22 protein-coding genes and 1 pseudogene are annotated in these 24,709 nt (G+C 65.6%); 15 read left to right on the top strand and 8 right to left on the bottom strand.

Features of this window, described 5'->3' with window-relative positions; all coding sequences use genetic code 11:
• Positions 1–25: 25 nt before the first annotated feature.
• On the top strand, positions 26–733 hold the full coding sequence (locus JYG37_RS15505; protein WP_050014527.1) for an SRPBCC family protein: 708 nt from the start codon (positions 26–28) through the stop codon (positions 731–733).
• 51 nt (positions 734–784) lie between these two features.
• Here the strand turns inward: JYG37_RS15505 and JYG37_RS15500 are convergent, their stop codons facing one another.
• Positions 785–1,789 (bottom strand): helix-turn-helix domain-containing protein, encoded by a 1,005-nt coding sequence (locus tag JYG37_RS15500; RefSeq protein WP_209928301.1) that lies wholly within the window; start codon positions 1,787–1,789, stop codon positions 785–787.
• A gap of 152 nt (positions 1,790–1,941) precedes the next feature.
• Between JYG37_RS15500 and JYG37_RS15495 the strand changes: the two genes are divergently transcribed.
• Positions 1,942–2,607: a cysteine hydrolase family protein gene (locus tag JYG37_RS15495; RefSeq protein WP_176016113.1), complete on the top strand. Its 666-nt coding sequence runs from the start codon at positions 1,942–1,944 to the stop codon at positions 2,605–2,607.
• A 37-nt stretch (positions 2,608–2,644) separates the two neighbouring features.
• Here JYG37_RS15495 and JYG37_RS15490 read toward each other — a convergent pair whose 3' ends face one another.
• Positions 2,645–3,286, bottom strand: a complete 642-nt coding sequence (locus tag JYG37_RS15490) for a TetR family transcriptional regulator (RefSeq protein WP_176016112.1) — start codon at positions 3,284–3,286, stop codon at positions 2,645–2,647.
• Positions 3,287–3,694: 408 nt separating this feature from the next.
• Here JYG37_RS15490 and JYG37_RS15485 point away from each other — a divergent pair, with 408 nt between their 5' ends.
• From JYG37_RS15485 to JYG37_RS15455, 7 genes are all read left to right on the top strand, one after another.
• Positions 3,695–4,969: an efflux RND transporter periplasmic adaptor subunit gene (locus JYG37_RS15485; RefSeq protein ID WP_089488777.1), complete on the top strand. Its 1,275-nt coding sequence runs from the start codon at positions 3,695–3,697 to the stop codon at positions 4,967–4,969.
• A gap of 15 nt (positions 4,970–4,984) precedes the next feature.
• A complete protein-coding gene (bpeB, locus tag JYG37_RS15480; RefSeq protein WP_060734073.1) occupies positions 4,985–8,185 on the top strand; it encodes an efflux RND transporter permease BpeB in 3,201 nt (1,066 codons plus the stop codon).
• Entirely contained in the window at positions 8,185–9,702 is a 1,518-nt protein-coding gene (locus JYG37_RS15475) for an efflux transporter outer membrane subunit (RefSeq protein WP_176016111.1), read from the top strand. Before bpeB ends, JYG37_RS15475 begins: the two co-directional genes overlap by 1 nt.
• Positions 9,703–10,186: 484 nt before the next feature.
• Entirely contained in the window at positions 10,187–10,864 is a 678-nt protein-coding gene (locus JYG37_RS15470) for a PAAR domain-containing protein (RefSeq protein WP_124557328.1), read from the top strand.
• Positions 10,861–11,415, top strand: coding sequence for a PAAR domain-containing protein (locus JYG37_RS15465; RefSeq protein ID WP_124557327.1), 555 nt, complete (start codon positions 10,861–10,863; stop codon positions 11,413–11,415). The genes JYG37_RS15470 and JYG37_RS15465 overlap by 4 nt, the downstream gene beginning before the upstream one ends.
• The gene (locus JYG37_RS15460; RefSeq protein ID WP_124654459.1) at positions 11,412–12,065 is read left to right on the top strand and encodes a M35 family metalloendopeptidase; all 654 of its coding nucleotides are present in this window, start codon (positions 11,412–11,414) and stop codon (positions 12,063–12,065) included. The genes JYG37_RS15465 and JYG37_RS15460 overlap by 4 nt, the downstream gene beginning before the upstream one ends.
• 7 nt (positions 12,066–12,072) lie before the next feature.
• On the top strand, positions 12,073–12,531 hold the full coding sequence (locus JYG37_RS15455) for a hypothetical protein (protein WP_213345566.1): 459 nt from the start codon (positions 12,073–12,075) through the stop codon (positions 12,529–12,531).
• A gap of 81 nt (positions 12,532–12,612) precedes the next feature.
• On the opposite strand, the pseudogene JYG37_RS15450 reads toward JYG37_RS15455, so the two are convergent.
• Both JYG37_RS15450 and JYG37_RS15445 read right to left on the bottom strand, forming a co-directional pair.
• Positions 12,613–13,539, bottom strand: a pseudogene (locus JYG37_RS15450) (IS256 family transposase); the annotation flags it as partial.
• Positions 13,540–13,748: 209 nt separating this feature from the next.
• Positions 13,749–15,125: a nucleobase:cation symporter-2 family protein gene (locus JYG37_RS15445; protein ID WP_050016976.1), complete on the bottom strand. Its 1,377-nt coding sequence runs from the start codon at positions 15,123–15,125 to the stop codon at positions 13,749–13,751.
• A 439-nt stretch (positions 15,126–15,564) separates the two neighbouring features.
• Here JYG37_RS15445 and JYG37_RS15440 point away from each other — a divergent pair, with 439 nt between their 5' ends.
• The 5 genes from JYG37_RS15440 (at position 15,565) to JYG37_RS15420 (ending at position 20,441) form a co-directional block, all read left to right on the top strand.
• Positions 15,565–17,076, top strand: coding sequence for a xylulokinase (locus JYG37_RS15440; protein ID WP_213345564.1), 1,512 nt, complete (start codon positions 15,565–15,567; stop codon positions 17,074–17,076).
• Between the two features lie 215 nt (positions 17,077–17,291).
• Positions 17,292–18,398 (top strand): S-(hydroxymethyl)glutathione dehydrogenase/class III alcohol dehydrogenase, encoded by a 1,107-nt coding sequence (locus JYG37_RS15435; RefSeq protein WP_213345563.1) that lies wholly within the window; start codon positions 17,292–17,294, stop codon positions 18,396–18,398.
• 16 nt (positions 18,399–18,414) lie between these two features.
• Positions 18,415–19,263: an S-formylglutathione hydrolase gene (gene fghA / locus JYG37_RS15430; RefSeq protein ID WP_050016980.1), complete on the top strand. Its 849-nt coding sequence runs from the start codon at positions 18,415–18,417 to the stop codon at positions 19,261–19,263.
• A gap of 252 nt (positions 19,264–19,515) precedes the next feature.
• A complete protein-coding gene (locus JYG37_RS15425) occupies positions 19,516–20,127 on the top strand; it encodes a hypothetical protein (RefSeq protein WP_235356283.1) in 612 nt (203 codons plus the stop codon).
• A gap of 17 nt (positions 20,128–20,144) precedes the next feature.
• Complete coding sequence (locus JYG37_RS15420) at positions 20,145–20,441, top strand: hypothetical protein (protein WP_050016983.1); 297 nt, start codon at positions 20,145–20,147, stop codon at positions 20,439–20,441.
• A gap of 24 nt (positions 20,442–20,465) precedes the next feature.
• On the opposite strand, the gene JYG37_RS15415 is transcribed toward JYG37_RS15420, so the two are convergent.
• Genes JYG37_RS15415 through JYG37_RS15400 form a run of 4 tightly spaced genes read right to left on the bottom strand, consistent with a single transcriptional unit; the run spans position 20,466 to position 23,572 of the window.
• Entirely contained in the window at positions 20,466–21,248 is a 783-nt protein-coding gene (locus tag JYG37_RS15415) for a metal ABC transporter permease (RefSeq protein ID WP_050017091.1), read from the bottom strand.
• Entirely contained in the window at positions 21,241–22,131 is an 891-nt protein-coding gene (locus JYG37_RS15410; protein ID WP_050016985.1) for an ABC transporter ATP-binding protein, read from the bottom strand. Before JYG37_RS15410 ends, JYG37_RS15415 begins: the two co-directional genes overlap by 8 nt.
• A 21-nt stretch (positions 22,132–22,152) precedes the next feature.
• A complete protein-coding gene (locus JYG37_RS15405; RefSeq protein WP_176016105.1) occupies positions 22,153–23,064 on the bottom strand; it encodes a metal ABC transporter solute-binding protein in 912 nt (303 codons plus the stop codon).
• A 46-nt stretch (positions 23,065–23,110) separates the two neighbouring features.
• The gene (locus tag JYG37_RS15400) at positions 23,111–23,572 is read right to left on the bottom strand and encodes a Fur family transcriptional regulator (RefSeq protein WP_050017093.1); all 462 of its coding nucleotides are present in this window, start codon (positions 23,570–23,572) and stop codon (positions 23,111–23,113) included.
• 330 nt (positions 23,573–23,902) lie between these two features.
• Between JYG37_RS15400 and JYG37_RS15395 the strand changes: the two genes are divergently transcribed.
• Entirely contained in the window at positions 23,903–24,679 is a 777-nt protein-coding gene (locus JYG37_RS15395) for an L-iditol 2-dehydrogenase (RefSeq protein ID WP_050016989.1), read from the top strand.
• The last annotated feature ends 30 nt before the right edge of the window (positions 24,680–24,709 follow it).

Raw genomic sequence — 24,709 nt, 5'->3', positions numbered from 1 at the left:
GGCGCGCGTTCATCGGGGAGGCGTCATGGAATTGAACGACACGTTACGCGTACCGCTCGCGCCGCCTGTCGTGCGGGAAGCGCTGGAGGATCTCGCGCTGCTGCGTGCGAGCTTCGATCATTGCGAATCGTTCGTGAAACTCGCGCACGGCGAGTTCGCGCTGACGATCACGGTGCCGCTGGGCCCGCTGCGCGCCCGCTACGACGTGCGCGCGCATGCGGCCGCCGAACAGGGCGACGCGGAAGGGCAGCCGCGCCGCGTGCTCAACTTCAAGGCGCGGGCCGACGGCCTCGGCGCGCTGCGCGGCCAGGTCGAGCTCGTGCTGATGCCGGATGACGATGCGACCGCCACGCGCATCGAGTACGTGGTCTGGGCGACGGCGAGCGGGCCGCTCGCGGAGTTGCCGGGGCGGCAGATCGACAATGCGCTGCGCGAATGGACCGACGCGTTCTTCCGCGAGTTCTGCGCGGTCGTGCAGGCGAAGCACGGCCTCGCGCCGAATCGCGCGAGCGCCGCCGCGCAGCGACGCCAGCATGTCTTTCTGCGGCCGGCATCGCTGATGGCCGCGACGAAGCGTTCGCTGCCGCCGCATCTCGGCGGTACGCTGAGCGGGCGGGCGGCGAGCGCGCTCCGGCATCGCGATTCCGGCACGGTGCCCGTGTGGGCCTGGGCGGCGATGATCGTGTTCGTCGCGCTGCTGCTTTACGCGGCACGCTGGTTCAACGGCGGCTGAGCGGTCGCCCGGTTCCGCGTCACGGCCTGCGTCGCGCCCGCACGGCGCGTATCACCGTCCCGCGTCGTTACCGGCGCCGGCGCCGCGAAATTCCCTTCGATATGCAGACGGCGACGTGCCGAGCGCGCCCGCGAAACGCTGGCGCAGCGACACGCTCGAGCCGTAGCCGGCCGCCTGCGCGATCGCGTCGATCGATTGTCCGGTGGTTTCGAGCAGATGCTGCGCGCGCGCGAGCCGCTCGGCCTGCAGCCACGCGGTGACGGTCGTGCCCGTCGCCTGGCGGAAGTGACGCGTGAACGTGCGCCGACTCATCAGCACGCGTTCGGCGAGCGAATCGACGCTATGCGCGGCGTCGAGATGGGCGCGCACCCAATCGAGCAGGCCCGCGAGCCGCGCATCGCGCGGGTGCGCGGCGACCGGTTGCGGCACGTACTGAGCCTGGCCGCCCTGGCGGTGCGGCGGGATCACGAGGCGGCGCGCGATCCGGTTCGCGGCGTCCGAGCCGAAGCGTCGCCGCACGACGTGCAGGCAGCAGTCGAGGCCTGCCGCCGTGCCGGCCGACGTCATCAGATTGCCGTCGCCTACGTACAGCACGTCGGGATCGAGTCGCACGCGCGGAAAGCGCTGCGCGAAATCGTCGGCCCACGCCCAGTGCGTGGTGGCCGGGCGGCCGTCGAGCAGCCCCGCCGCGGCGAGCACGTACGCGCCGAGGCACAGGCCGACGAGCTCGGCGCCGCGCGCGGCGACCGCGCGCACCGCATCGAGCAGCGCGTCGGGCGGCGTTTCGTCCGGGTCGCGCCACGAGGGCACGATGACGATGTCCGCATCGTCGAGCGCGTCGAGCCCGTACGGCGCGGTGATCGTGAAGCCGCCCGTGGTCGCGAGCGGGCCGCGCTCGGCCGAGCAGACGCGGAATTCGAACACGGGCGACACGGCCGCGTCGCGTTCCTTGCCGAACACGACCGATGGCACCGACAGATGGAACGGGCTGATGCCGTCGTACGCGATCACGGCGACGACGGTCGGAGCGGACGGGGACGAGGCGACGGCGGGCATGGCGGACTCCGGAACGGCGATGGCCCGATTTTATCGAAGAATGGCTATCGGGCCACTATCGACGCACGCCATGCGGCCCGACAATGCATCGCATCGCACTGCTGGCCGCCCCGCTCCGGGGCGGGGCAGCGCCTCCCGACCAGGAGCTCGCCATGTCGAATGCCGCCTCGCATTCCGCTTCCCGTCCCGCCCACCGCCGCGCGCTGATCGTGATCGACGTGCAGAACGAATACGTGACGGGCAACCTGCCGATCGAATATCCGCCGCTCGACGTGTCGCTCGCGAACATCGGCCGTGCGATCGACGCCGCGCACGCGGCCGGCGTGCCGGTGATCGTGGTGCAGCACGTCGCGCCGGCGGGCGCGCCGATTTTCGCGCCCGGCAGCGACGGCGTCGCGCTGCACGCGGTGGTCGCGAGCCGGCCGTACGCGCATCGGATCGAGAAGGCGCAGGCAAGCTCGTTCGCCGGCACCGATCTCGCCGCGTGGCTCGACGCGCACGGGATCGACACGCTCGCGGTGGCCGGCTACATGACGCACAACTGCAATGCGTCGACGGTCTATCAGGCGGCGCATGCGGGGCTGAAGGTCGAGTACCTGGACGACGCGACGGGCACGCTGCCCTACGAGAACGAAGCGGGCGCGGTGAGCGCCGAAGAGATTCACCGCGCGTACGGGGTGGTGTTCCAGTCGAATTTCGCGGCGGTGATGTCGACCGACGCGTGGATCGCGGGACTGGCCGGCGCGCCGATGCCGGCGCGCGATTCGGTGGCCGCGTCGAACCGGCGGGCCCGCGCGCGGCGCGCGAAGGCGGCCTGACCCCGCGCGGCGACGGAGCGTGCGACGCGCCGCGCGGTCAGTCGCCGTCCTTCAGCATCGCCGGGCTGTAGCGCAGCATGTCGAAGCAGCCGTCGACGAGCTCTTCCGCATGCTGCTCGGCGTCGATCTCGTCGGGCAGCATCAGCATGTCGCGCACGAAGCCGCTGACGAGCGTGTGCAGCATCAGCGCCGCGCGCCACGTGTCGAGCCGCTCGGGCAGCAGCTTGAGCCCCACGGCCACCGCGAGATCGGCGTCGATCATGTGCAGCGCCTCGCTCATCCCCGCGCGGTTGCGCTGGAGCAGCGGCTCCATGTCCGCGACGTATTCGCACTTCATGAACATGATGCTGAACACGCGCCGCAGCTGCGGGTCGCGCTGCACGCCGAGCAGGCACCAGATCAGGATCTGGCGCACCTTATCGAGCGGATTGCCGCCCGGCGCGTCGAGCGGCATCCGCTTCAGTTCGTCGATCGGCAGGAGCACGCGGTTGAACATCGCATCGAACAGTTCGCTCTTGTTCGCGAAATGCCAGTAGATCGCGCCGCGCGTCACGCCGGCGTGCTGGGCGATGTCCGCGAGCGACGTGTGCGACACGCCTTTCTCGAAGAACACGTGTTCGGCGGCGTCGAGAATGCGATTGCGCGTCTCGAGCGCCTCCTCCTTGGTACGTCTGACCATGTGCAGGCCTGATTGGATCGATCGTCGGTGAATAGAGGGTCGCCACCCCTCGTCGCCGTCATGCAGACGGGCTATGCTTGCTTCCGGTAACAATTCGTAAGACTGGACAGCCGGCGGCGTACAAACGGGCTTTTTACATACATTCGTGAATGTATATACAATACCACCCTACGATCGAATGACCCAAGTGGCAATCAGTTAATATCCCACTCTGCTGATTCCCGCCCTAGTACTTGTCCGCAGTTCGCGGCGTCCCGTCGGCACGGAGGTCTCGTGCCGACTTGCTGTATCCAGCAGTCTCTAGCAGTCCAGTAATTCAGGTGTTCGATCAGCGCCGCGAGGCGCATCCGTGTTGCGCTCCGCTCGGGCGCGGCACTTATTCCATTGGTTATACACAGAGGTCGCTCCATGCGCGTCGAACGGGTTCCATACCGCTTAATCACTGTCGCGACGGCCGCCGTTTTCCTGGCCGCGTGCGGGAAAAAAGAATCGGCACCGCCGCCGCAAACGCCGGAAGTCGGCGTCGTCACCGTCCAGCCGCAAGCCGTACCGGTCTTCACCGACCTGCCGGGCCGCACCAGTGCATTCCTCGTCGCGCAGGTCCGCGCGCGGGTCGACGGCATCGTGCTGCGCCGCGAATTCACCGAAGGCACCGACGTCAAGGCCGGTCAGCGTCTCTACAAGATCGATCCGGCGCCGTACATCGCCGCGCTGAACAGCGCGAAGGCGACGCTCGCGAAGGCGCAGGCGAACCTCGTCACGCAGAACGCGCTGGTCGCGCGCTACAAGGTGCTGGTCGCGGCGAACGCGGTCAGCAAGCAGGACTACGACAACGCGGTCGCCACGCAAGGCCAGGCCGCGGCGGACGTCGCGGCCGGCAAGGCGGCGGTCGACACCGCGCAGATCAACCTCGGCTATACGGACGTCGTGTCGCCGATCAGCGGCCGCGTCGGCATCTCGCAGGTGACGCCGGGCGCATACGTGCAGGCGAGCCAGGCGACGCTGATGTCGACGGTGCAGCAGCTCGATCCGGTGTACGTCGACCTCACGCAGTCGAGCCTCGAAGGGCTGAAGCTGCGTCAGGACGTGCAGAGCGGCCGCCTGAAGACGAGCGGCCCGGGCGCGGCGAAGGTGTCGCTGATCCTCGAAGACGGCAAGACCTATTCGGAAGCCGGCAAGCTGCAGTTCTCGGACGTGACGGTCGACCAGACCACCGGCTCGGTGACGATCCGCGCGGTGTTCCCGAACCCCGGCCGCGTGCTGCTGCCGGGGATGTTCGTGCGCGCACGGATCGAGGAAGGCGTGAACGAGAACGCGTTCCTGGTGCCGCAGATCGGCGTCACGCATGACCAGAAGGGCCAGGCGATCGCGATGGTGGTGAACGCCAGCAACAAGGTCGAGCCGCGTCCGCTGAAGACCACCGGCATGCAAGGCCCGAACTGGGTCGTCGAAGGCGGTCTGCAGGCAGGAGATCACGTGATCGTGCAAGGCGTCGACAAGGTGCGCCCGGGCGCGACCGTGAAGACGGTCCCCGCGCAGCTCGCTCCGGCGGCCGATGCCGCCTCGGGTGCTGCTGCCCCCGCCGCGCCGGCCGCCGCCGGGTCCGGCGCCGCTGCCGCTTCCGGTGCCGCCGCATCGGGCGCCGCGCCGGCGAGTGCTGCCGCTGCCTCGAGCGCGAAATAACAGGGAGCCTGTTTCATGGCAAAGTTTTTTATCGATCGCCCGATCTTCGCGTGGGTGATCGCCATCATCCTGATGCTGGCCGGGGTTGCGGCGATCTTCACGCTGCCGATCTCGCAGTATCCGACGATCGCGCCGCCATCGATCCAGATCACCGCGAACTACCCGGGCGCTTCCGCGAAGACGGTGGAAGACACGGTGACGCAGGTGATCGAGCAGCAGATGAGCGGTCTCGACAACTTCCTGTACATGTCGTCGACGAGTGACGACTCGGGCAACGCAACGATCACGCTGACCTTCGCGCCGGGCACCAACGCCGACATTGCGCAGGTCCAGGTGCAGAACAAGCTGTCGCTCGCGACGCCGGTTCTGCCGCAGGTCGTGCAGCAGCTCGGTCTGTCGGTCACGAAGTCGAGCAGCAGCTTCCTGCTGGTGCTCGCCTTCAACTCCGAAGACGGCAGCATGAACAAGTACGACCTCGCGAACTTCGTGGCGTCGCACGTGAAGGATCCGATCAGCCGGCTGAACGGCGTCGGTACCGTCACGCTGTTCGGCTCGCAGTACGCGATGCGGATCTGGCTCGATCCGAACCGCCTGACCAACTACGGCCTCACGCCGGTCGACGTCAGCTCGGCGATCACCGCGCAGAACGTGCAGATCGCGGGCGGCCAGATCGGCGGCACGCCGGCCAAGCCCGGCACCGTGCTGCAGGCGACGATCACCGAATCGACGCTGCTGCAGACGCCCGAGCAGTTCGGCAACATCCTGCTGAAGGTCAACCAGGACGGCTCGCAGGTTCGCCTGAAGGACGTCGCGCAGATCGGCCTCGGCGGCGAAAACTACAACTTCGACACGAAGTACAACGGTCAGCCGACCGCGGCACTCGGTATCCAGCTCGCGACCAACGCGAACGCGCTCGCGACCGCGAAGGCCGTGCGCGCGAAGATCGACGAGCTCGCACCGTTCTTCCCGCACGGCCTCGTCGTCAAGTATCCGTACGACACGACGCCGTTCGTGAAGCTGTCGATCGAGGAAGTGGTCAAGACGCTGCTCGAAGGTATCGTGCTCGTGTTCCTCGTGATGTATCTGTTCCTGCAGAACCTGCGGGCGACGATCATCCCGACGATCGCGGTGCCGGTCGTGCTGCTCGGTACGTTCGCGATCATGTCGATGGTCGGCTTCTCGATCAACACGCTGTCGATGTTCGGCCTCGTGCTCGCGATCGGCCTGCTGGTCGACGATGCGATCGTGGTGGTCGAGAACGTCGAGCGCGTGATGGCCGAAGAAGGGCTGTCGCCGAAGGAGGCGACCCGCAAGGCGATGGGCCAGATCACCGGCGCACTCGTCGGCGTGGCGCTCGTGCTGTCGGCGGTGTTCGTGCCGGTCGCGTTTTCCGGCGGGTCGGTCGGCGCGATCTATCGTCAATTCTCGCTGACGATCGTGTCGGCGATGGTGCTGTCGGTGCTGGTCGCGTTGATTCTGACGCCGGCACTGTGCGCGACGATCCTCAAGCCGATCCCGCAAGGGCATCACGAGGAGAAGAAGGGCTTCTTCGGCTGGTTCAACCGCACGTTCAACACCAGCCGCGACAAGTACCACGTCGGCGTGCACCACGTGATCAAGCGCTCGGGCCGCTGGCTCATCATCTATCTGGTCGTGATCGTCGCGGTCGGGCTGCTGTTCGTGCGCCTGCCGAAGTCGTTCCTGCCCGATGAAGACCAGGGCCTGATGTTCGTGATCGTGCAGACGCCGTCGGGTTCGACGCAGGAAACGACCGCGAAGACGCTCGCGAACATTTCCGACTACCTGCTGAAGGACGAGAAGGAAATCGTCGAATCGGCGTTCACGGTCAACGGCTTCAGCTTCGCGGGCCGCGGCCAGAACTCCGGTCTCGTGTTCGTCCGCTTGAAGGACTATTCGCAGCGTCAGCATGCGAACCAGAAGGTGCAGGCGCTGATCGGCCGGATGTTCGGGCGTTACGGGAGCTACAAGGACGCGCTCGTGATTCCGTTCAACCCGCCGTCGATTCCGGAACTCGGTACCGCTGCCGGCTTCGACTTCGAGCTGACGGACAACGCCGGTCTCGGCCACGACGCGCTGATGGCCGCGCGTAACCAGCTGCTCGGGATGGCTTCGAAGGATCCGACGCTGCAGGGTGTCCGTCCGAACGGCCTGAACGACACGCCGCAGTACAAGGTCGACATCGACCGCGAGAAGGCGAATGCGCTGGGCGTGACGGCGGATGCGATCGACCAGACGTTCTCGATCGCGTGGGCGTCGAAGTACGTGAACAACTTCCTCGACACCGACGGCCGGATCAAGAAGGTGTACGTGCAGGCCGACGCGCCGTTCCGGATGACGCCGGAAGACATGAACATCTGGTACGTGCGCAACGGGTCGGGCGGGATGGTGCCGTTCAGCGCGTTCGCGACCGGTCACTGGACGTACGGTTCGCCGAAGCTCGAGCGCTACAACGGCGTGTCGGCGATGGAAATCCAGGGCCAGGCCGCACCGGGCAAGTCGACCGGTCAGGCGATGGCCGCGATGGAAACGCTCGCGAAGAAGCTGCCGGTCGGTATCGGCTATTCGTGGACGGGCCTGTCGTTCCAGGAAATCCAGTCCGGTTCGCAGGCGCCGATCCTGTACGCGATCTCGATTCTCGTCGTGTTCCTGTGTCTCGCGGCGCTGTATGAAAGCTGGTCGATTCCGTTCTCGGTGATCATGGTCGTGCCGCTCGGCGTGATCGGTGCGCTGCTCGCGGCCACGATGCGCGGCCTCGAGAACGACGTGTTCTTCCAGGTCGGCCTGCTGACCACCGTGGGCTTGTCCGCGAAGAACGCGATCCTGATCGTCGAGTTCGCGCGCGAACTGCAGCAGACGGAGAAGATGGGGCCGATCGAGGCCGCGCTGGAAGCGGCGCGCCTGCGGCTGCGTCCAATCCTGATGACGTCGCTCGCGTTCATTCTCGGCGTGATGCCGCTCGCGATCAGCAACGGCGCGGGTTCGGCCAGCCAGCACGCGATCGGTACGGGCGTGATCGGCGGGATGATCACGGCGACGTTCCTCGCGATCTTCATGATCCCGATGTTCTTCGTGAAGATCCGTGCGATCTTCAGCGGCGAGAAGGAAGATGCCGACGAGGCGCTGCGCCTGGCTCAGGAGCACTCGCACCACGAAGAGAAGCCGGGCAACGGCGACCAAGGCAACAAGGGACAGTGATGATGCAAAAACACGCTTTGACTGCAATCGCAGTCGCGCTCTTTGCCGCGGGCTGCACGATGGCGCCGCATTACACGCGGCCCGACGCGCCCGTCGCGCAGGCGTACCCGGCCGGTGGCGTCTACGCGACGCAGCCGGGCGCGGCCGGCGCGCGCAGCGCGAACGGCCAGGCGGCGACTGCCATCGGCTGGCGCGAGTTCTTCGTCGATCCGCGCCTGCAGCGGCTGATCGAGATCGCGCTGAAAAACAACCGCGACCTGCGCGTGTCGGTGCTGAACGTCGAGGCCGCGCGTGCGCAGTACCAGATCACGCGTGCGGGGCTGTTCCCGACGCTCGACGGGACGGGCACGGGCAGCATCCAGCGCGTGCCGCAGGGTCTTTCGCAGACCGGTGCGCCGTACATCTCGCGCGCCTACAACGTCGGCCTGTCGGCGTCGTGGGAGCTCGACCTGTTCGGTCGCGTGCAGAGCCTGAAGGACCAGGCGCTCGCGCAGTACCTGTCGACGTCGTACGCACGGCAGGCGTCGGAGATCTCGCTGGTGTCGCAGGTGGCGGATCAGTACCTGACGCTGCTGTCGACCGATGACCTGCTGAAGGTCACGGAGGACACGCTGAAGACCGCGCAGGCGTCGTACGACCTGACCAAGCTGCAATTCGACAACGGCACGGGCTCCGAGCTCGAGCTGCGTCAGGCGCAGACGGTAGTCGAGACGGCGCTCGCGAACCAGCAGGCGCAGGCACGTGCGCGCGCACAGGCGCTGAACGCGCTGGTGCTGCTGATCGGCGAGCCGCTGCCGGACGATCTGCCGGCGGGCATGCCGCTCGACGCGCAGAACCTGCTGACGGACGTGCCGGCCGGGTTGCCGTCGGATCTGCTGACGCGTCGTCCGGACGTGATGCAGGCCGAGCAGACGCTGCTGGCCGCGAACGCGAACATCGGCGCGGCGCGCGCGGCGTTCTTCCCGAAGATCTCGCTGACGGGCGCGTTCGGCACCGGCAGCCCGACGCTGGGCGGTCTGTTCAAGGCCGGCACGGCGGCGTGGTCGTTTGCGCCGCAGATCACGATGCCGATCTTCGAAGGCGGTCAGAACATCGCGAACCTGAATCTCGCGCATGTGCAGAAGCGCATCGAGATCGCGAACTACGAGAAGGCGATCCAGTCGGCGTTCCGCGAAGTGTCGGACGGGCTTGCCGCACGCGGCACGTACGATCAGCAGATCGCGGCATTGGAGCGCAACGAGCACGCGCAGCAGCGTCGCTTCGATCTGTCGGACCTGCGTTACAAGAACGGTGTGGACAGCTATCTGTCGGTGCTGACCGCGCAGACGGATCTGTACTCCGCGCAGCAGTCGCTGATCAGCGCGCGCCTGGCGCGCTGGACGAACCTGGTCGATCTGTACCGCGCACTCGGCGGTGGGTGGATCCAGCGCGCCGGCGAAGCGCCGCGCGCACCGGATGCACCGGTCGACTACGACAAGGCGGCGGCTCCGGCGCCTGCGTCGGCGACGAACGGGTAACATGCGGTAATCCTGCCTGCGTGCGGTCGCTTCGCGCGCAGGCAGGACGTTGTTAGTCCTGTCGCAAGCTGGCCGTTACGAACGATGCGAAGCGTAACGAAGGAAACGTAAGGCTCGTCCATGATTGTTGGTCCTTAAGTGCGCGGTAACCTCGCGTGGGAATGCTGCGGCGATCCACGCGGGACACGCGTCTACATCTGCAGCGGGCGCGAAATCCAGGGGCCGGGCGCCGTCGAGCACGACGCATACGGACTAACCGTGCAGATTCTCGTTTCGCCCAATCGATGATCATCCCTCTCCGGTAGCCTGTCGCCCGGCCGCCAAATCCCCGCTCATTTCGCCCAACTCAGGCTCATTTGCTGTTGGACGGTCTTTATAACGATTAGTTATACGAAATTCGAACTCGTCTGATTGGTTCTTTTTTCTCGTCCGTGCAAATTGTGCATGCAGCATTTCTCACCCATTGTCGAGAAAGGAAATCCGGATGAAGAGTGAGCAGACTGCACCGACCCATCTTTTTGCCACCATCGGCGCGCTCACTGAGCGCGGTGGGCGGGTAACCGAGGCTACGAGCGGCCTCACAGTCGCCGGGCTTGTCGTTGCCCGTGTTGGCGATGTCGTCACTTACGAGGATGGCAGCGAGGCCGTCATCGTGGATGGTGCAGGCGAATATGCGATTTGCAGCGACAAGCCGTTTGCGCTGGTGGGTAGCAGGTTGAGCAACGGCGATCGTATCGTCGAAACGCTTCAGCGGTTGTCGGGAATTCACGTACCGGTTGGCGAAACGGCCGGAGGGTTGTTTAACGAGGATTATGCGCCGCCGCCTGCACTGCCGCGATACAGGTTGGCTGTACGAGGAGCCACGACCGCGCGAGGCGGTGCATTGCGCGAAGCTACCGGCACGTGGGACACCGGCGTTGGGCTTGGCAAGGCTGGCGTCGTGGGTGATCAAATTCACTACGCAGACGGTTCGACCGCGCGAATCATAAGCGGTCTTGGGCTGGTGGATAACGGACACTTCCAGTCGCTGGCTTTCGTCGGTAGCGAACTGGATAACGGCGACGTCATTACCGATAGCCCTGAGCGTGATGGTCTGGTATCCGCTAACGCCTTCACCGTGGCGAAGCGTCCAACCGTTGTGCATCGAGGCGAGACCTCATGATTCGTTATTTCCTTGCCAAAGGGGATCAGGGCGGCAGCGCCACGATTACAGAAGGATTGGAGGACGTAACCTGTTCCAATCCACCGCCGCGCGTGCAAATCGCAACGCTGTACATGAAGACGTACTGCACGGCATGCAAGCAGGAAGGGTTTGTCGCCCCGGTGGGTCCACGCTGGCCGGGCACAGGGCCAAACGGCAAGCCGTGGGCGTTGAGTGGTGATATCAACGTCTGCGATTGCAAGCCGCCACCGGTTTTCTATGCCGAGCGCGGCATGAAGATGACCTTTGCCGCAGACGAGGTGGCGCGGTTGACGGGCAAGCATGGCTTAGGCGTCGCCCCGGTAAGAAGAGGCACGGCAGTCCACGATCAGCAGTTCGTTATTCGCAACAAGAAGTCCAGGAAACCTGTTGTGGGCGTGCGGTATTGGATCACAGATTGCCGTGGCGGCGTGCTGGCTTCAGGGATTACCGATGAGCAGGGGCATACCGTGCGAGTGATCACGCCGGAGGCCGAATCGGTAAAGCTCGAGGTCATCGGAGAAACAGAATGAGTGACGGCGATCGTGTGGAGATTGCAGAGGCGATGACGGACACGAAAGAAGGTTCGTTGATCGAGGCATTGATATCGAACGGGCCACCCATCTGCCCAAACATGACTGATGCGGAATTTCGCCGTATGGTTCTAACGTTACGCGATAGAGCCGTACAAATGATTGATGTACGGCTCGTAGACTTGCGCAAGTGGGGGGCGGTCGAACGTCAGCGCGTCGCAACGTGGTTTGGCTCAAGCGATGAAACGATTCGGCAACGTCTGACAGTCGGCCTCGCACGAGTAAGTCGGGTGATGCGCGATCTCAAGCCTGGAAATTTTGTTCGCCAATCAGATGAGCTTGATCGATATCTTGGTTGTACGCCGAATAACAAGGACCCTGATGGTGCCGTCGCGCATGTTTGCGCCCCGGACACCGCTACACATACTATTTGTATCCACGAGAATTTTTGTGGGATGCGCCCCATATCCAGTGCAAAGGACTCGATGTTGTCGACACTGATTCATGAGTGCACTCATTTTGCCGACACTTTTGGCGCTCAGGATCATCAATATTTCATGCGCGAGTGCTTGGTATTGGCTCGGACGCGCCCCGATCTCGCAATCGATAATGCGGATAGCATTGCCGGGTATGTTATCTATGAGGATTAGAGGCGGTGTGGCAGCGCGATCCTGGTTGAATCTGATTGGGTCCAACGGAAAATTGATATGGGCATGTATCGCACTCGCATTTTTCTCGGCAGGGACATTCGCCTGCTCCCCAGTCCATACGCTTGATGTTTCGTTTGAAAGAGATTCTGCCAAGGTGTCCGGCGATGAGCTCACAAGGGTGGCCAATTGGGCGATAGACCTTCAACTCAAATATCCCAATCTCGATCGTACGTCTGTCGGTGGCCTTGCCGAAGCTGACGAAAGACAGCCGCACGTGCTGGCTCAACAACGCGCGGAAAGGATCAAGGGGCTTCTAGTCACATTGGGGCTTGGTCGAGCACCTATCGACGTCGACGCCAGGCTTTATAAGTCGCATCATTTGAGCGGTGTGTCGGATAATGGCCGACGAGTAGAAATCGACTTCCTTCCCGGTTGCCCGCATGAATGTCCTTGCCAAGTGAAATGAGGCCTTGGCCGCGAGCCGCCGCGCAGTGCTGCACATTTTGAGGGGGTGTCAGGATTTCCGTGTTCAAGGCGGGTTGAGTAATTACACGGAAGGCCGGACGAATCGATCTGCGTAAAGGATAGCGAATTGGTTCATGGCGGTCTTCCAGTCATGAGCTGCACTACCCCAATTCGCCGTGATGTTGCGCAGGGCCAGCCAGATGAGTTTGGTGGCTGCCTCGTCGGTCGGGAAGTGCCCGCGGGTCTTGATGATCTTGCGCAACTGCGAGTTGATATTTTCAATCGCGTTTGTCGTGTAGATGATCTTGCGCACGCCCGGCGGAAAGGCAAAGAACGGGATCACGCGATCCCAGGCGTTGCGCCACGCGCTACTGACGGTTGGGAATTTCTGACCCCACGGACCATCGGCAAACGCATCGAGTTCGGCCTGGGCCGCTTCCGCGCTGGGCGCGGCGTAGATCGGTTTGATCGCGGCGGCCAACCCTCGGCGGTCTTTCCAACTGGCGTAATCGAGGCTGTTGCGGATCAGATGGACGATACAAGTTTGCAGTGTGGTCGCCGGAAACACCACCGCCAAGGCCTCGGGCATACCCTTGAGACCATCGGTGACAGCGATCAGGATGTCGTGAACGCCGCGCGTCTTCAGGTCATTGAACACCTTCATCCAGAACTTGGCCCCCTCGGTGTTCTCGATCCAGAGGCCCAGAATGTCACGGGTGCCGTCGGGCAGCACGCCCAGCGCCAGGTACACCGCCTTGTTGCGCACGACGGCGTCTTCGCGAATCTTGACCCGAAGGGCGTCGAAGAACACGACCGGATACATCGGCTCAAGCGGTCGGCCCTGCCAGGCAGTCACTTCGGCCATGACCTCGTCGGTCACGGAACTGATGAAGTCGGGCGAGACCTCCGTGCCGTATTGCTCCAGCAGGAAGCCCTGAATCTCGCGCACGGTCATGCCCCGGGCATACATGGCAACGATCTTGTCGTCGAAGCCGGTGAAGCGCCGTTCTGATGGTGTGCAGCAACCCCTTGCGCACCATGCGGTAAGCGCCGGCCGCCACAAGCCGACGCGTGCTTGGTGTCCGTCATCGCACACCGCACTTCGCACGATCGCTCCGTGCGTCCCCGCCTTTCGCCGTCCCCGCAAAGCAAAACGCCACGGCATGCCGTGGCGTTTTTCGTTACCGCTTCTCCGCGCGGACGCTCGCCGCGAGGCGATCAGTGATGCACGTCAGCGGGCCGCCCGTCGAAATCGTGCCCCGCGCGCCGAATCTCGCAGCGCGCATCCTTTTCGCCTTTCACGCCGTTGAACACGATGTTCAGGATCACGGCGCTGGCCGACGCCAGCAGGATGCCGCTGTGCAGGATCGGCGCGAGCGCGGGCGGCAGCTTCGAGAAGAAGTGCGGCGACACGACCGGCACGAGGCCCATGCCGACGCTCACGGCGACGATGAACAGGTTGTGCGAGTTGTTCACGAAGTCGACCTTCGACAGCACCTTGATGCCGTTCGCGGCGACCATCCCGAACATCACGATGCCCGCGCCGCCGAGCACGAACGGCGGCACCGACGCGACGACCTGCGCCATCTTCGGGAACAGCCCGAGCAGCACGAGGATCACACCGCCAGTCGCGCACACGAAGCGGCTCTTCACGCCCGTCACGCCGATCAGGCCGACGTTCTGCGAGAACGACGTATGCGGAAACGAGTTGAAGATGCCGCCGATCAGCGTGCCGAGGCCGTCGACGCGCAGGCCGCGCACGAGGCGCTCCTGGTTGACCGGGCGATCGACCATGTCGCCGACCGCGAGGAACATGCCGGTCGATTCGATGAACGTGACGAACATCACCGTGACCATCGTCACGATCGACAGCGGGTCGAAGTGCGGCCAGCCGAAGTGGAACGGCATCACGAAGCCGACCCACGGTGCAAGCGACACGCCTTCCGTGTTCACGCGGCCGATCGCGAACGCGATCACGAAGCCGGCGACGATGCCGAGCAGCACCGAGATGTTCGCGATGAAGCCGCGGCCGAACTTGTTGATCAGCAGGATCAGCGTGAGCACGAGCAGCGACAGGCCGAGATAGACGGGGCTGCCGTACTCGGGGTTGCCGACGCCGCCGGCCGCCCAGTTGATGCCGACTTCCATCAGCGACAGCCCGATCACCGCGATCACCGTGCCGACCACCACGGGCGGGAAGAACCGCAACAGCTTGCCGATCGTCGGCGCGAGCACGATGCCGATGATGCCGGCCGCGATGGTCGAACCGAAGATGTCGAGAATGCCGAGGCCCGGGTTCGTGCCGATCGCGATCATCGGACCGACGGCCGCGAACGTGCAGCCCATGATGACCGGCAGGCGGATCCCGAAGATCCACAGGCCGAGCGTCTGGATCAGCGTGGCGATGCCGCACGAAAACAGATCGGCGCTGATCAGGAACGCGATCTGGTCTTTCGGCAGCTTGAGCGCCGCGCCGACGATAAGCGGCACGGCGACGGCGCCGGCGTACATGACGAGGACGTGTTGCAGGCCAAGCGTTACCAGCTTGCCGGTCGGCAGCACCTCATCGCACGGATGGACCGTGTTCGATTGCATCTGTCTCACTCCATGATCTTGTTTTCGGGGTGATACGAAGTTATTCGGAATGAATCCATGCAACAAGAGCACTGGGTTCTATTCCGTTCTTTGCTGGTTCGATATGCCATTTCGGTATGGAACAGGGGGGCGATCATCGGGAAACTGCCGCGGGAGTGAGGTGTACCGGTTTTATAGCGCTTCAAAATAGCGCCGGCCCCCCTGTCAAATATGGGGTGCTTTATGGTGTGTATCGGGCGGGCCGCATAGTGGCAAAAAGCGGTGTTCGGAAATCGTGCCGGGTTAACCCGCGAACGGCCGCTTTTGCGTGCAAGGTGCAGCCCGGTGGAACGCGCCGGCCCGACCCCACGGTCGATGCGTCGACGCGGCGGCAAAAAGCGCGGTGCGCATCGCGATCCCGTTATCATCGACATCCGTTCATTCGAATCCCTCTTAGCTCATGCGCCTGCTCGGAATCGACCTCGGCACCGGCTCTGTCAAACTCGTCACGCTCGATGCCGACGGCGTCGAGCGGGCCGTCGCGAGCGAACCTTACGGGTTGTCGTCGCCGCAGCCCGGCTGGGCGGAAATCGCGCCCGACGCGTGGTGGCAGGCGCTCGTGCGCGCGGCCGCGCGGCTGCCGGGCGACGAGCGTGCGCAGGTCGCGGCGATCGGCTTTTCGGGCCAGATGCATGGCGTCGTGCTGATCGACGCGGCCGGCCAGCCGGTGCGGCCCGCGCTGCTGTGGCCCGACACACGCGCGGTGCGCGAGGCGGACGCGGCCGACTGGCCTGCCGCCGGATGGCCCGTCGCCGGATTACCCGTCGCCGGATTACCCGTCGCCGGATTGCCCGTCGCCGGATTACCCGTCGTCCCGAACCCCGTCGCGCCCGGCATGGCCGGCCCGCTGTTGCGCTGGCTGGCGGCGCACGAACCCGACGCGCTACGCGCCGCGCGCTGGGCCGTGCAGCCGAAGGACTGGCTGCGCATCGCGCTCGGCGGCGACGTGGCGGCCGATCCGAGCGACGCGTGCGCAACGGCGCTCGCGACGCCCGACGGCGCGTGGGACACTGCATTGATCGACACGCTCGGCCTGACGGCCGACCGCTTCGCGCCGGTTCGCGCGTCCACCGCGCGCTGCGGCATGCTCGGCGCGCAGGCCGCCGCCGCGCTCGGCCTGCCGGCCGGCGTGCCGCTCGCGACGGGCGCGGCCGACACCGCATGCGCGGCGCTCGGCAGCGGGCTGGCCGCGGCAGGCGATGCGTTGCTGACGACCGGCAGCGGCGGGCAGATCGTCGTGCTCGCGGATGCGTTGCCGCCCGCGCGGCGCGGCTTGCATCGCTATCGTGCGGCGACGGGCGGCGGCTATTACACGATGGCGGCGATGCAGAACGTCGGGCTCGCGCTCGAAGCCGTGCGCGGCTGGCTCGGCTACGCGCAATGGGCCGATGCGTATGACGACGCGTTCGCGCAGCCGGCGTCCGAGCGGCTGTGCTTCCTGCCGTACCTGACCGGCGAGCGTTCGCCGTGGATGAACCCCGATGCGCGCGGCGGCTGGCTCGGCCTCGGGCTCGGCGACACGCGCGGCGCGATGATGCGCGCCGCGTTCGAGGGCGTCGCGTTCGCGTTGCGCGCGGGGCTCGATGCGATCCGCGATGCCGATCGCCGTGACGCGGTGACGACGCTGCGTCTCGCGGGCGGCGGCTCGGTCGATCCGCGCTGGCGCCAGTTGCTCGCCGATGCGCTCGGCGCGTCGCTGCACGCGATCGATTGCCCGAACGCCGCGACGCGCGGCGCCGCCTTGCTCGCGGGCGTCGCGATCGGGCATTGGCGTGAAGACGCGTTGCGCGCGCTGGCGCCGGCTGCTGCGCCGGTCGCGGCACCGCACGACGACCGCCTGCTGGCCGTACGCCACGCGCGCTTCGTCGATCTGTATGCCCGCACGGATGCATGGTTCACGACGGGCGTTTAAACTCGACCACTTGTTCTTTTGCGCCAGCGATGACGCATCCTGGCAAGCCGGCGACCGTTTCGCGCACGCGATGCGCGGCGGGAGCGGCCATCATGGCGAGCACGATATTCTTGCGCCGTGCCGCGCGGCACGGCTTCGACCGCCTTGCATGAAACCCGGGCCGGCGCCGCACGCCGGCCCGGGCCGATCTCACCGACACACAGAGGAGTGACACGATGAAAACGAAAGCCGCGATTGCATGGAAGGCCGGTGCGCCGCTGACGATCGAGGAAGTCGATCTCGAAGGGCCGCGCGCTGGCGAAGTGCTGATCGAAGTGAAGGCGACGGGCATCTGCCATACCGACTACTACACGCTGTCGGGCGCCGATCCGGAAGGGATCTTCCCGGCGATCCTCGGCCATGAAGGCGCGGGCGTGGTGGTCGACGTCGGCCCCGGCGTCGGCACCGTGAGAAAGGGCGACCACGTGATTCCGCTCTACACGCCCGAATGCCGCGAGTGCAAGTTCTGCCTGTCGCGCAAGACCAACCTGTGCCAGAAGATCCGCGCGACGCAGGGCAAGGGCCTGATGCCGGACGCGACATCGCGCTTCTCGCTCGACGGCAAGCCGCTGTTCCACTACATGGGCACGTCGACGTTCTCGAACTACATCGTCGTGCCGGAGATCGCGGTCGCGAAGGTGCGCGAGGACGCGCCGTTCGACAAGATCTGCTACATCGGCTGCGGCGTGACGACGGGCGTCGGCGCGGTCGTGTACTCGGCGAAGGTCGAGGTCGGCGCGAACGTGGTCGTATTCGGCCTCGGCGGGATCGGCCTGAACGTGATCCAGGGCGCGAAGATGGTCGGCGCGGACAAGATCATCGGCGTGGACATCAACCCGAAGCGCGTCGAGCTCGCGAAGAAGTTCGGGATGACGCACTTCATCAACCCGAACGAAGTCGAGAACGTCGTCGACCACATCGTGCAGCTGACCGACGGCGGCGCCGACTATTCGTTCGAATGCGTCGGCAACGTGAAGCTGATGCGCCAGGCGCTCGAATGCACGCACAAGGGCTGGGGCCAGTCGTTCATCATCGGTGTGGCGGCAGCGGGCGAGGAAATCAGCACGCGTCCGTTCCAGCTGGTGACGGGTCGTGAATGGAAGGGCTCGGCGTTCGGCGGCGCGCGCGGGCGCACCGACGTGCCGAAGATCGTCGACTGGTACATGGAAGGCAAGATCAACATCGACGACCTGATCACGCACACGCTGCCGCTCGAGCGGATCAACGAAGGCTTCGACCTGATGAAGGCCGGCGAGTCGATCCGCTCGGTCGTGCTGTACTGACCGGGAGCGTACCGCCATGCTCGAACTCGTTTCCTCGCATGCGTGCCACGGCGGCGAGCAGCGTTTCTACCGTCACGATTCGGCGGCCATCGGCCTGCCGATGAAGTTCTCGGTGTACCTGCCGCCGCAGGCCGCGCAGGGCCGCGTGCCGGCGCTGTTCTATCTCGCGGGGCTCACGTGCACCGACGAGACGTTCGCGATCAAGGCCGGCGCGCAGCAATACGCGGCGCAGCACGGCATCGCGCTCGTGATGCCCGATACGAGCCCGCGTGGCGCGGGCGTGCCGGGCGAGACCGATGCGTGGGACTTCGGCGTCGGCGCGGGTTTCTACGTCGACGCGACCCAAGCGCCGTGGTCGACGCATTACCGGATGGAGTCGTACGTGACCGGCGAGCTGCGCGAGCTCGTCGTGGCCGAGCTGCCGATCGACGGCGCGCGGCTCGGCATCTTTGGTCACTCGATGGGCGGGCACGGCGCGCTGACGCTCGCGTTGCGTCATCCGGGCCTGTACCGGTCGGTGTCGGCGTTCGCGCCGATCGCCGCGCCGACGCGCTGCCCGTGGGGCGAGAAGGCGTTCTCCGGTTATCTCGGCGCCGATCGCGATGCGTGGAAGGCGCACGACGCGAGCGAGCTGGTCGCCCGTGCCGATGCGCCGAAGTTCGCGGACGGCATCCTCGTCGATCAGGGGCTCGCCGATCAATTCCTCGCGAACCAGCTGAACCCCGACGTGTTCGAAGCCGCGTGCGCGAAGGCCGGCCAGCCGCTGACGCTGCGCCGCCATCCGGGCTACGACCACGGGTACTACTTCATCTCGACGTTCATCGCCGATCACCTCGCGCATCATGCGCGCGTGCTGGCGCGGTGAGTTGTCCCTGACGCCACGTCGTTGCGCTCCAACGGGCGACGTGGCTGTCATCCATCGTTACGCATTCCACCGGGGCATTCGCCCGGAAAAATCACCTGCCGCCGCAAATTCGTACTCGTTCTATAGGATGCCAAATCGATTCGCCGAATAATGATCGCCGATTCAATCGTGGTGAAATTAATTCGAGCGAGGCTTTGACCTGAATGGGCGACATGGTTTGCGAGGTATCAAACAATTCCCCGAACTGGGGGGTTGATCAATCTGTTTGCGTGGAAACTTGTGCCCGAGCGATGGAGTGGTGGCATCAAATACATCCAGGCGTTCAAGGATGCGTGGGTCGTGCACAACAAGTCCCATATCCGAGCAGCAGCGGGGCGCCACCGTCTACCTCGGGAAATGCTCGCGGGCGTATGTTGGATCGAGGTTGGTGGCGACCCTGAATTCATCGATCGCGTTGCATTCGAAGTGCGCACGTTCGACTGGAGTGGTCCGCCGTTCGTCGACAGGCATCTGACACTGACACGTCATCCAGCGATGACATCGTTCGGCCCGGTGAGCATGCAGCTTCGCACGGCCGCACAAACGCTTGGAATGGATCCGTCGCAAATGTCAGCGTCGCAATTTCGGAGTTTGGCCCGCTGCCTTCAACGCGATATTTTTAATATCGATGTGGTTGCGCGTCATCTCGCCCAGTTGGCGAAGCGCGATGGGATCCAATATCCGTTCTCGATGGATCAAATTCGCATCATCGGCGCGCGCTACAACCGAGGAAGTGGGTTGTCTCTCGAGCAAATAAGACAAAATACCAGCTACGGTAACTTCATCGTTACGCATTGGTCGCGCTTCACTCGGCTCATGCAGTAATGCATCAGGATGCAAACATGGCCCGTCTCCTCCGCTTCGTCACTCATGTCGCATGTGTCATCGGATTGCTCGTCGTTATCACGATCACCGGGAACAAGTATGCGTGGATGCATGAAATCGATCCATCCGTCGCGATCGATGCGATCAAGGACGAAGCTGGCGACCATACGCTGGTCAGCTATGCATTGCTCATGGTCGTTGCGATCACACAGGTCGTGTTGCTCGCGAGGTCCAGGGCCACAGGTGCCAAACCCTGGGTCGGGTTCCTGATGCTCGCGGCAACGGCAGTGTGCGCATGGAAAACGATCACGTAACGCCATCCGCACGCATGCGAGTCGTCATGCCCTGCGCAACAAGCTCGCGCCGTACACGAGCGCCGACAGCGCGGTGATCCAGAAGCTCGTCGGCCAGTCGGTGTGATACGCGAGCACGATGCCGAGCCACGCTTCGAACAACGCGAACAGCGCGGCGAGCAGCACGCCGGTCGACAGCCGCGTCGTCACGTTCTGCGCGGCGGCAGCCGGCCCGACCAGCAGCGTGAACACCAGCAGCACGCCGACGATCTGCGTCGCCGCGGCCACTGCGAGCGCGCACACCGCGAGGAACAGCATCGACACCGTGCGCAGCGACACGCCCTTCGCTTCAGCGAGTTCGGGCTGGAGCGACGCGAACAGCAGCGGCCGTGCGATCAGCGCGAGCGCGAGCAGGCTCACCGTGCCGATGGCGGCGAGCACCGCGAGCGTGTCGTGGCTCACCGCGAGCACGTTGCCGAACAGCAGCGCGGTGACCTGCGTCGCGAACGACGTGTAGAAGTGCAGGAACAGCAGGCCGAAGCCGAGCGCGCCGGACAGGATCACGCCGATCGCGACGTCGCGGCCCGCGAGCTTTTCGCCGAGCGCGCCCATGCCGATCCCGGCCGCGAGCGTGAAGCCGACCATCCCCCAGATCGGCGAGATGCCGAGCAGCACCGCGCCCGTCGCGCCGGTGAAGCCGACGTGCGACAGCGCATGGCCGGCGAAGGTCTGCCCGCGCAGCACCAGGAAATAGCCGACGATGCCCGCGAGCACCGCGACGATCCCCGACGCGGCGAACGCGTTGATCATGAAGTCGTATTCAAACATCGTGCGAATGCCCGGGATGAGCGTGTCCGTGGTGGTGATGGCCGTGGCCGCCGCCACCGCCGTGCGAATGGCCGTCGTCGTCCTCGTGTTCGTGATCGTGTTTCTCGATCTCGACGTCGCCGGACATCACGAAGATCTTGCCGTTCACGCGCATCACGTCGATCGGCGATCCGTAGAGCCGCGACAGCACGGGCTTCGTGATCACCTCGTCGACGGTGCCGAGCGCCGCGACGCCGTTGCCGAGATACAGCACGCGATCGAGCGCGTTCAGCAGCGGATTCAGTTCGTGCGCGGAGAACAGCACGGTGATGCCGAGCTCGCGCTGCACGTTGCGCACGAGCTCGACGACGCCGCGCTGGTGGTTCGGGTCGAGGCTGATCAGCGGCTCGTCGAGCAGCAGCAGCTTCGGGTTGCCGAGCAGGCATTGCGCGAGCAGCAGCCGTTGGCGCTCGCCACCCGACAGTTCGGACAGCGGCCGGCGCGCGAGCGACGGGCCGCCGACGAGATCGAGCACGCGATCGACGTCGCGGCGCGTGGCCGCGTTCGTGTGCGGCAAGCCCCAGCGATGGCCGTCGGCGGCCATCGCGACGAAATCGTAGCCGCGCATCCGGCGGTTCGCGAGGCCGCTTCTGATCTGCGGCATGTAGCCGATCGACGCGTTGCCGCGCACGACCGGCACGCCGCCAACCGACAGCGTGCCGGCCGACACGGGGACGAGGCCGAGCACCGCGCGCATCAGCGTCGTCTTGCCCGCGCCGTTCGGCCCGAGCACGCCGACGAATTCGCCGGGCTCGATCGAGAAGCTGACGTCGCGCAGGATCGTGCGGCCGCCCAGTTCGAGCGTGACGCGATCGAGGGCGAGGGCGTGGGGAGTGGCGGTCATGTCGTGACGGTCGTCTATTACTTACTTGCCGGCTGAAAGCGCGCTGCCGAGCGCGTCGAGCTGGCCGATCATCCATTGCTGGAAGGTCTTGCCGGCCGGCTGCGTTTCGGTGACGCTGACGGTCGGCACGCCGCCGTCGCGTGCGATCTTCAGCATGCGCTTGGTCATCGGCTCTTCGGCCTGGCTGTTGTAGATCAGTGCGCGCACCCGCTTCTTGCGCAGGTCGCCCTCGAACGCGGCGACGTCCTGCGCGCTCGCCTCGGTGTCGTTCATCGTCGCGAGCTGGAAGCGCTGGTTGCGCATGTCGAGGCCGATCGCGTCCGACATGTAGCCGAACACGGGCTCGGTGGCCGTCACCGGCACGCCCTTGTACTTCGCGCGCAGCGCGGCGACCTTGTCGTCGACGGGCTTCAGCGACGCGACGAACTTTTGCAGGTTCGCATCGTATTCGGCCTGGTTCGCCGGGTCGGCGCGGCCGAGTTCGGCCGCGATCGCGCGTGCGGCGGCCGGCATCGTCGCCGGGTCGTACCACAGGTGCGGGTTGTCGCCGGCCTTCTTGCCGACGAGATCGGCGACGACGATCGTCGCGCGCTTCGCCTGCTTCGATGCGCCGAGCAGCTTGCCCATCCACGGATCGTAGTCGGCGCCGTTGTAGATCACGACCTGCGCGTGCTGCAGCGCGCGGGCCGTCTTCGGGCTCGCTTCGAACAGGTGCGGATCCTGGTCCGGATTGCTGAGGATGCTCGTGACCGCGACGTGGCGGCCGCCGATCTGCGACGCGACGTCGCCGTAGAAATTCTCCGCGGCGACGACGTTGACGGTCGCGGCCTGCGCGAACGCGGGCGCGGCGAACGACAGCGCGGCGACGGCCGCGGCGAGCCAGCGGGCAGGCGACAGGGCGCGCCGCGGCGCGCGCTTCAGGGCAATGGACATGGAACTCCTCGTTGGAAGGGCGGCGCAGGCGCCGCGCGATGCGGCGTCAGCGCTGCGCGGGCTTGCGCTTGCAGTGCCCGCACAGGCCGTTCAGCTCGACGACCTGGTGATGGACTTCGAATCCGTGCGCGGGCTCGCTCGCGGACAGCTGCTTCGCGAGGTCGCTGCCGGGAATCTCGACGGTGTCGCCGCACGAATCGCAGATCAGGAACTGGCCTTCGTGCGGCACGCCGATCTCGCAGCACGCGAGGAACGCGTTCTTCGATTCGATCCGGTGGATGAAGCCGTGCTCGACGAGAAAATCCAGCGCGCGGTAGACGGTCGTCGGCGGCACGCGGCCGCGTTGCGGTTCGAGTTCGGCGAGCAGGTCGTACGCGCCGATCGGGCGCTGCGCGGCCAGCACGCGTTCGTAGACCTGGCGACGCAGCGGCGTCCACGCGAGCCCGTGCTCGGCGGCGAATGCGTCGGCCCGGGACAGCCGGGCGTCGATGGACGATGAGGTAGCCATGGCGTGAAGCAGGGCGATGAAACACAGTATCGCGATGATATAACGTATCGCTGCGCCGTGCAGTGCCAATTCCGTTTTCCGTCCTTCCTCCATCCCCGTCAGCATCGATGCCACTGCGCCGCACCGTGCCCTTCTTGCCTTGCAGCGCGGGCGCGGCGGGATGCAGCCGTGCGCCGTCGTGCCGCAGCGCGTCATAGAAAGCCGTCGCGTCGTCTTGACAGCGCGTATCGCGTATCCGATCATTCGATCACTAACAGAGCAATTGATCGGTCGGAGAGCGTTCGCTCACCTCGCGACCGTCGTGCAGCAAGAACGAACCGGAGACAGCCAGTGAGACTGGAACACAAGGTCGCGATCCTGACGGGCGCCGCAAGCGGCATCGGCGAAGCGGTCGCGCAACGCTATCTGGACGAGGGCGCGCGCTGCGTGCTCGTCGACGTGAAGCCGGCAGGCGGTTCGCTCGCGCGGCTGATCGAGTCCAACCCCGGCCGCGCGGTGGCCGTCACGGCCGACGTCACGCGCCGCGACGACATCGAGCGGATCGTCGCGACGGCGGTCGAGCGCTTCGGCGGCGTCGACATTCTGTTCAACAACGCGGCGCTGTTCGACATGCGCCCGCTCCTCGACGAATCGTGGGACGTGTTCGACCGGTTGTTCTCGGTCAACGTGAAAGGGCTGTTCTTCCTGATGCAGGCCGTCGCGCAGCGGATGGTCGAGCAGGGGCGCGGCGGCAAGATCGTCAACATGTCGTCGCAGGCCGGCCGTCGCGGCGAGGCGCTCGTTTCGCACTACTGCGCGACCAAGGCCGCGGTGATCAGCTACACGCAGTCGGCCGCGCTGGCGCTCGCGCCCCACCGGATCAACGTGAACGGCATCGCGCCGGGCGTGGTCGACACGCCGATGTGGGAGCAGGTCGATGCGCTGTTCGCACGCTACGAGAACCGGCCGCTCGGCGAGAAGAAGCGGCTCGTCGGCGAAGCGGTGCCGCTCGGGCGCATGGGCGTGCCGGGCGACCTGACGGGCGCCGCGCTGTTCCTCGCGTCGGCCGACGCCGACTACATCACCGCCCAGACGCTGAACGTCGACGGCGGCAACTGGATGAGCTGAAAATGCTGCCGCTCGCACGCGCCACCTGCC

The organism is Burkholderia sp. LAS2 (genome assembly GCF_018417615.1).
Lineage (GTDB): Bacteria > Pseudomonadota > Gammaproteobacteria > Burkholderiales > Burkholderiaceae > Burkholderia > Burkholderia sola.
This window is presented reverse-complemented; position numbering and strand designations above follow the sequence as displayed.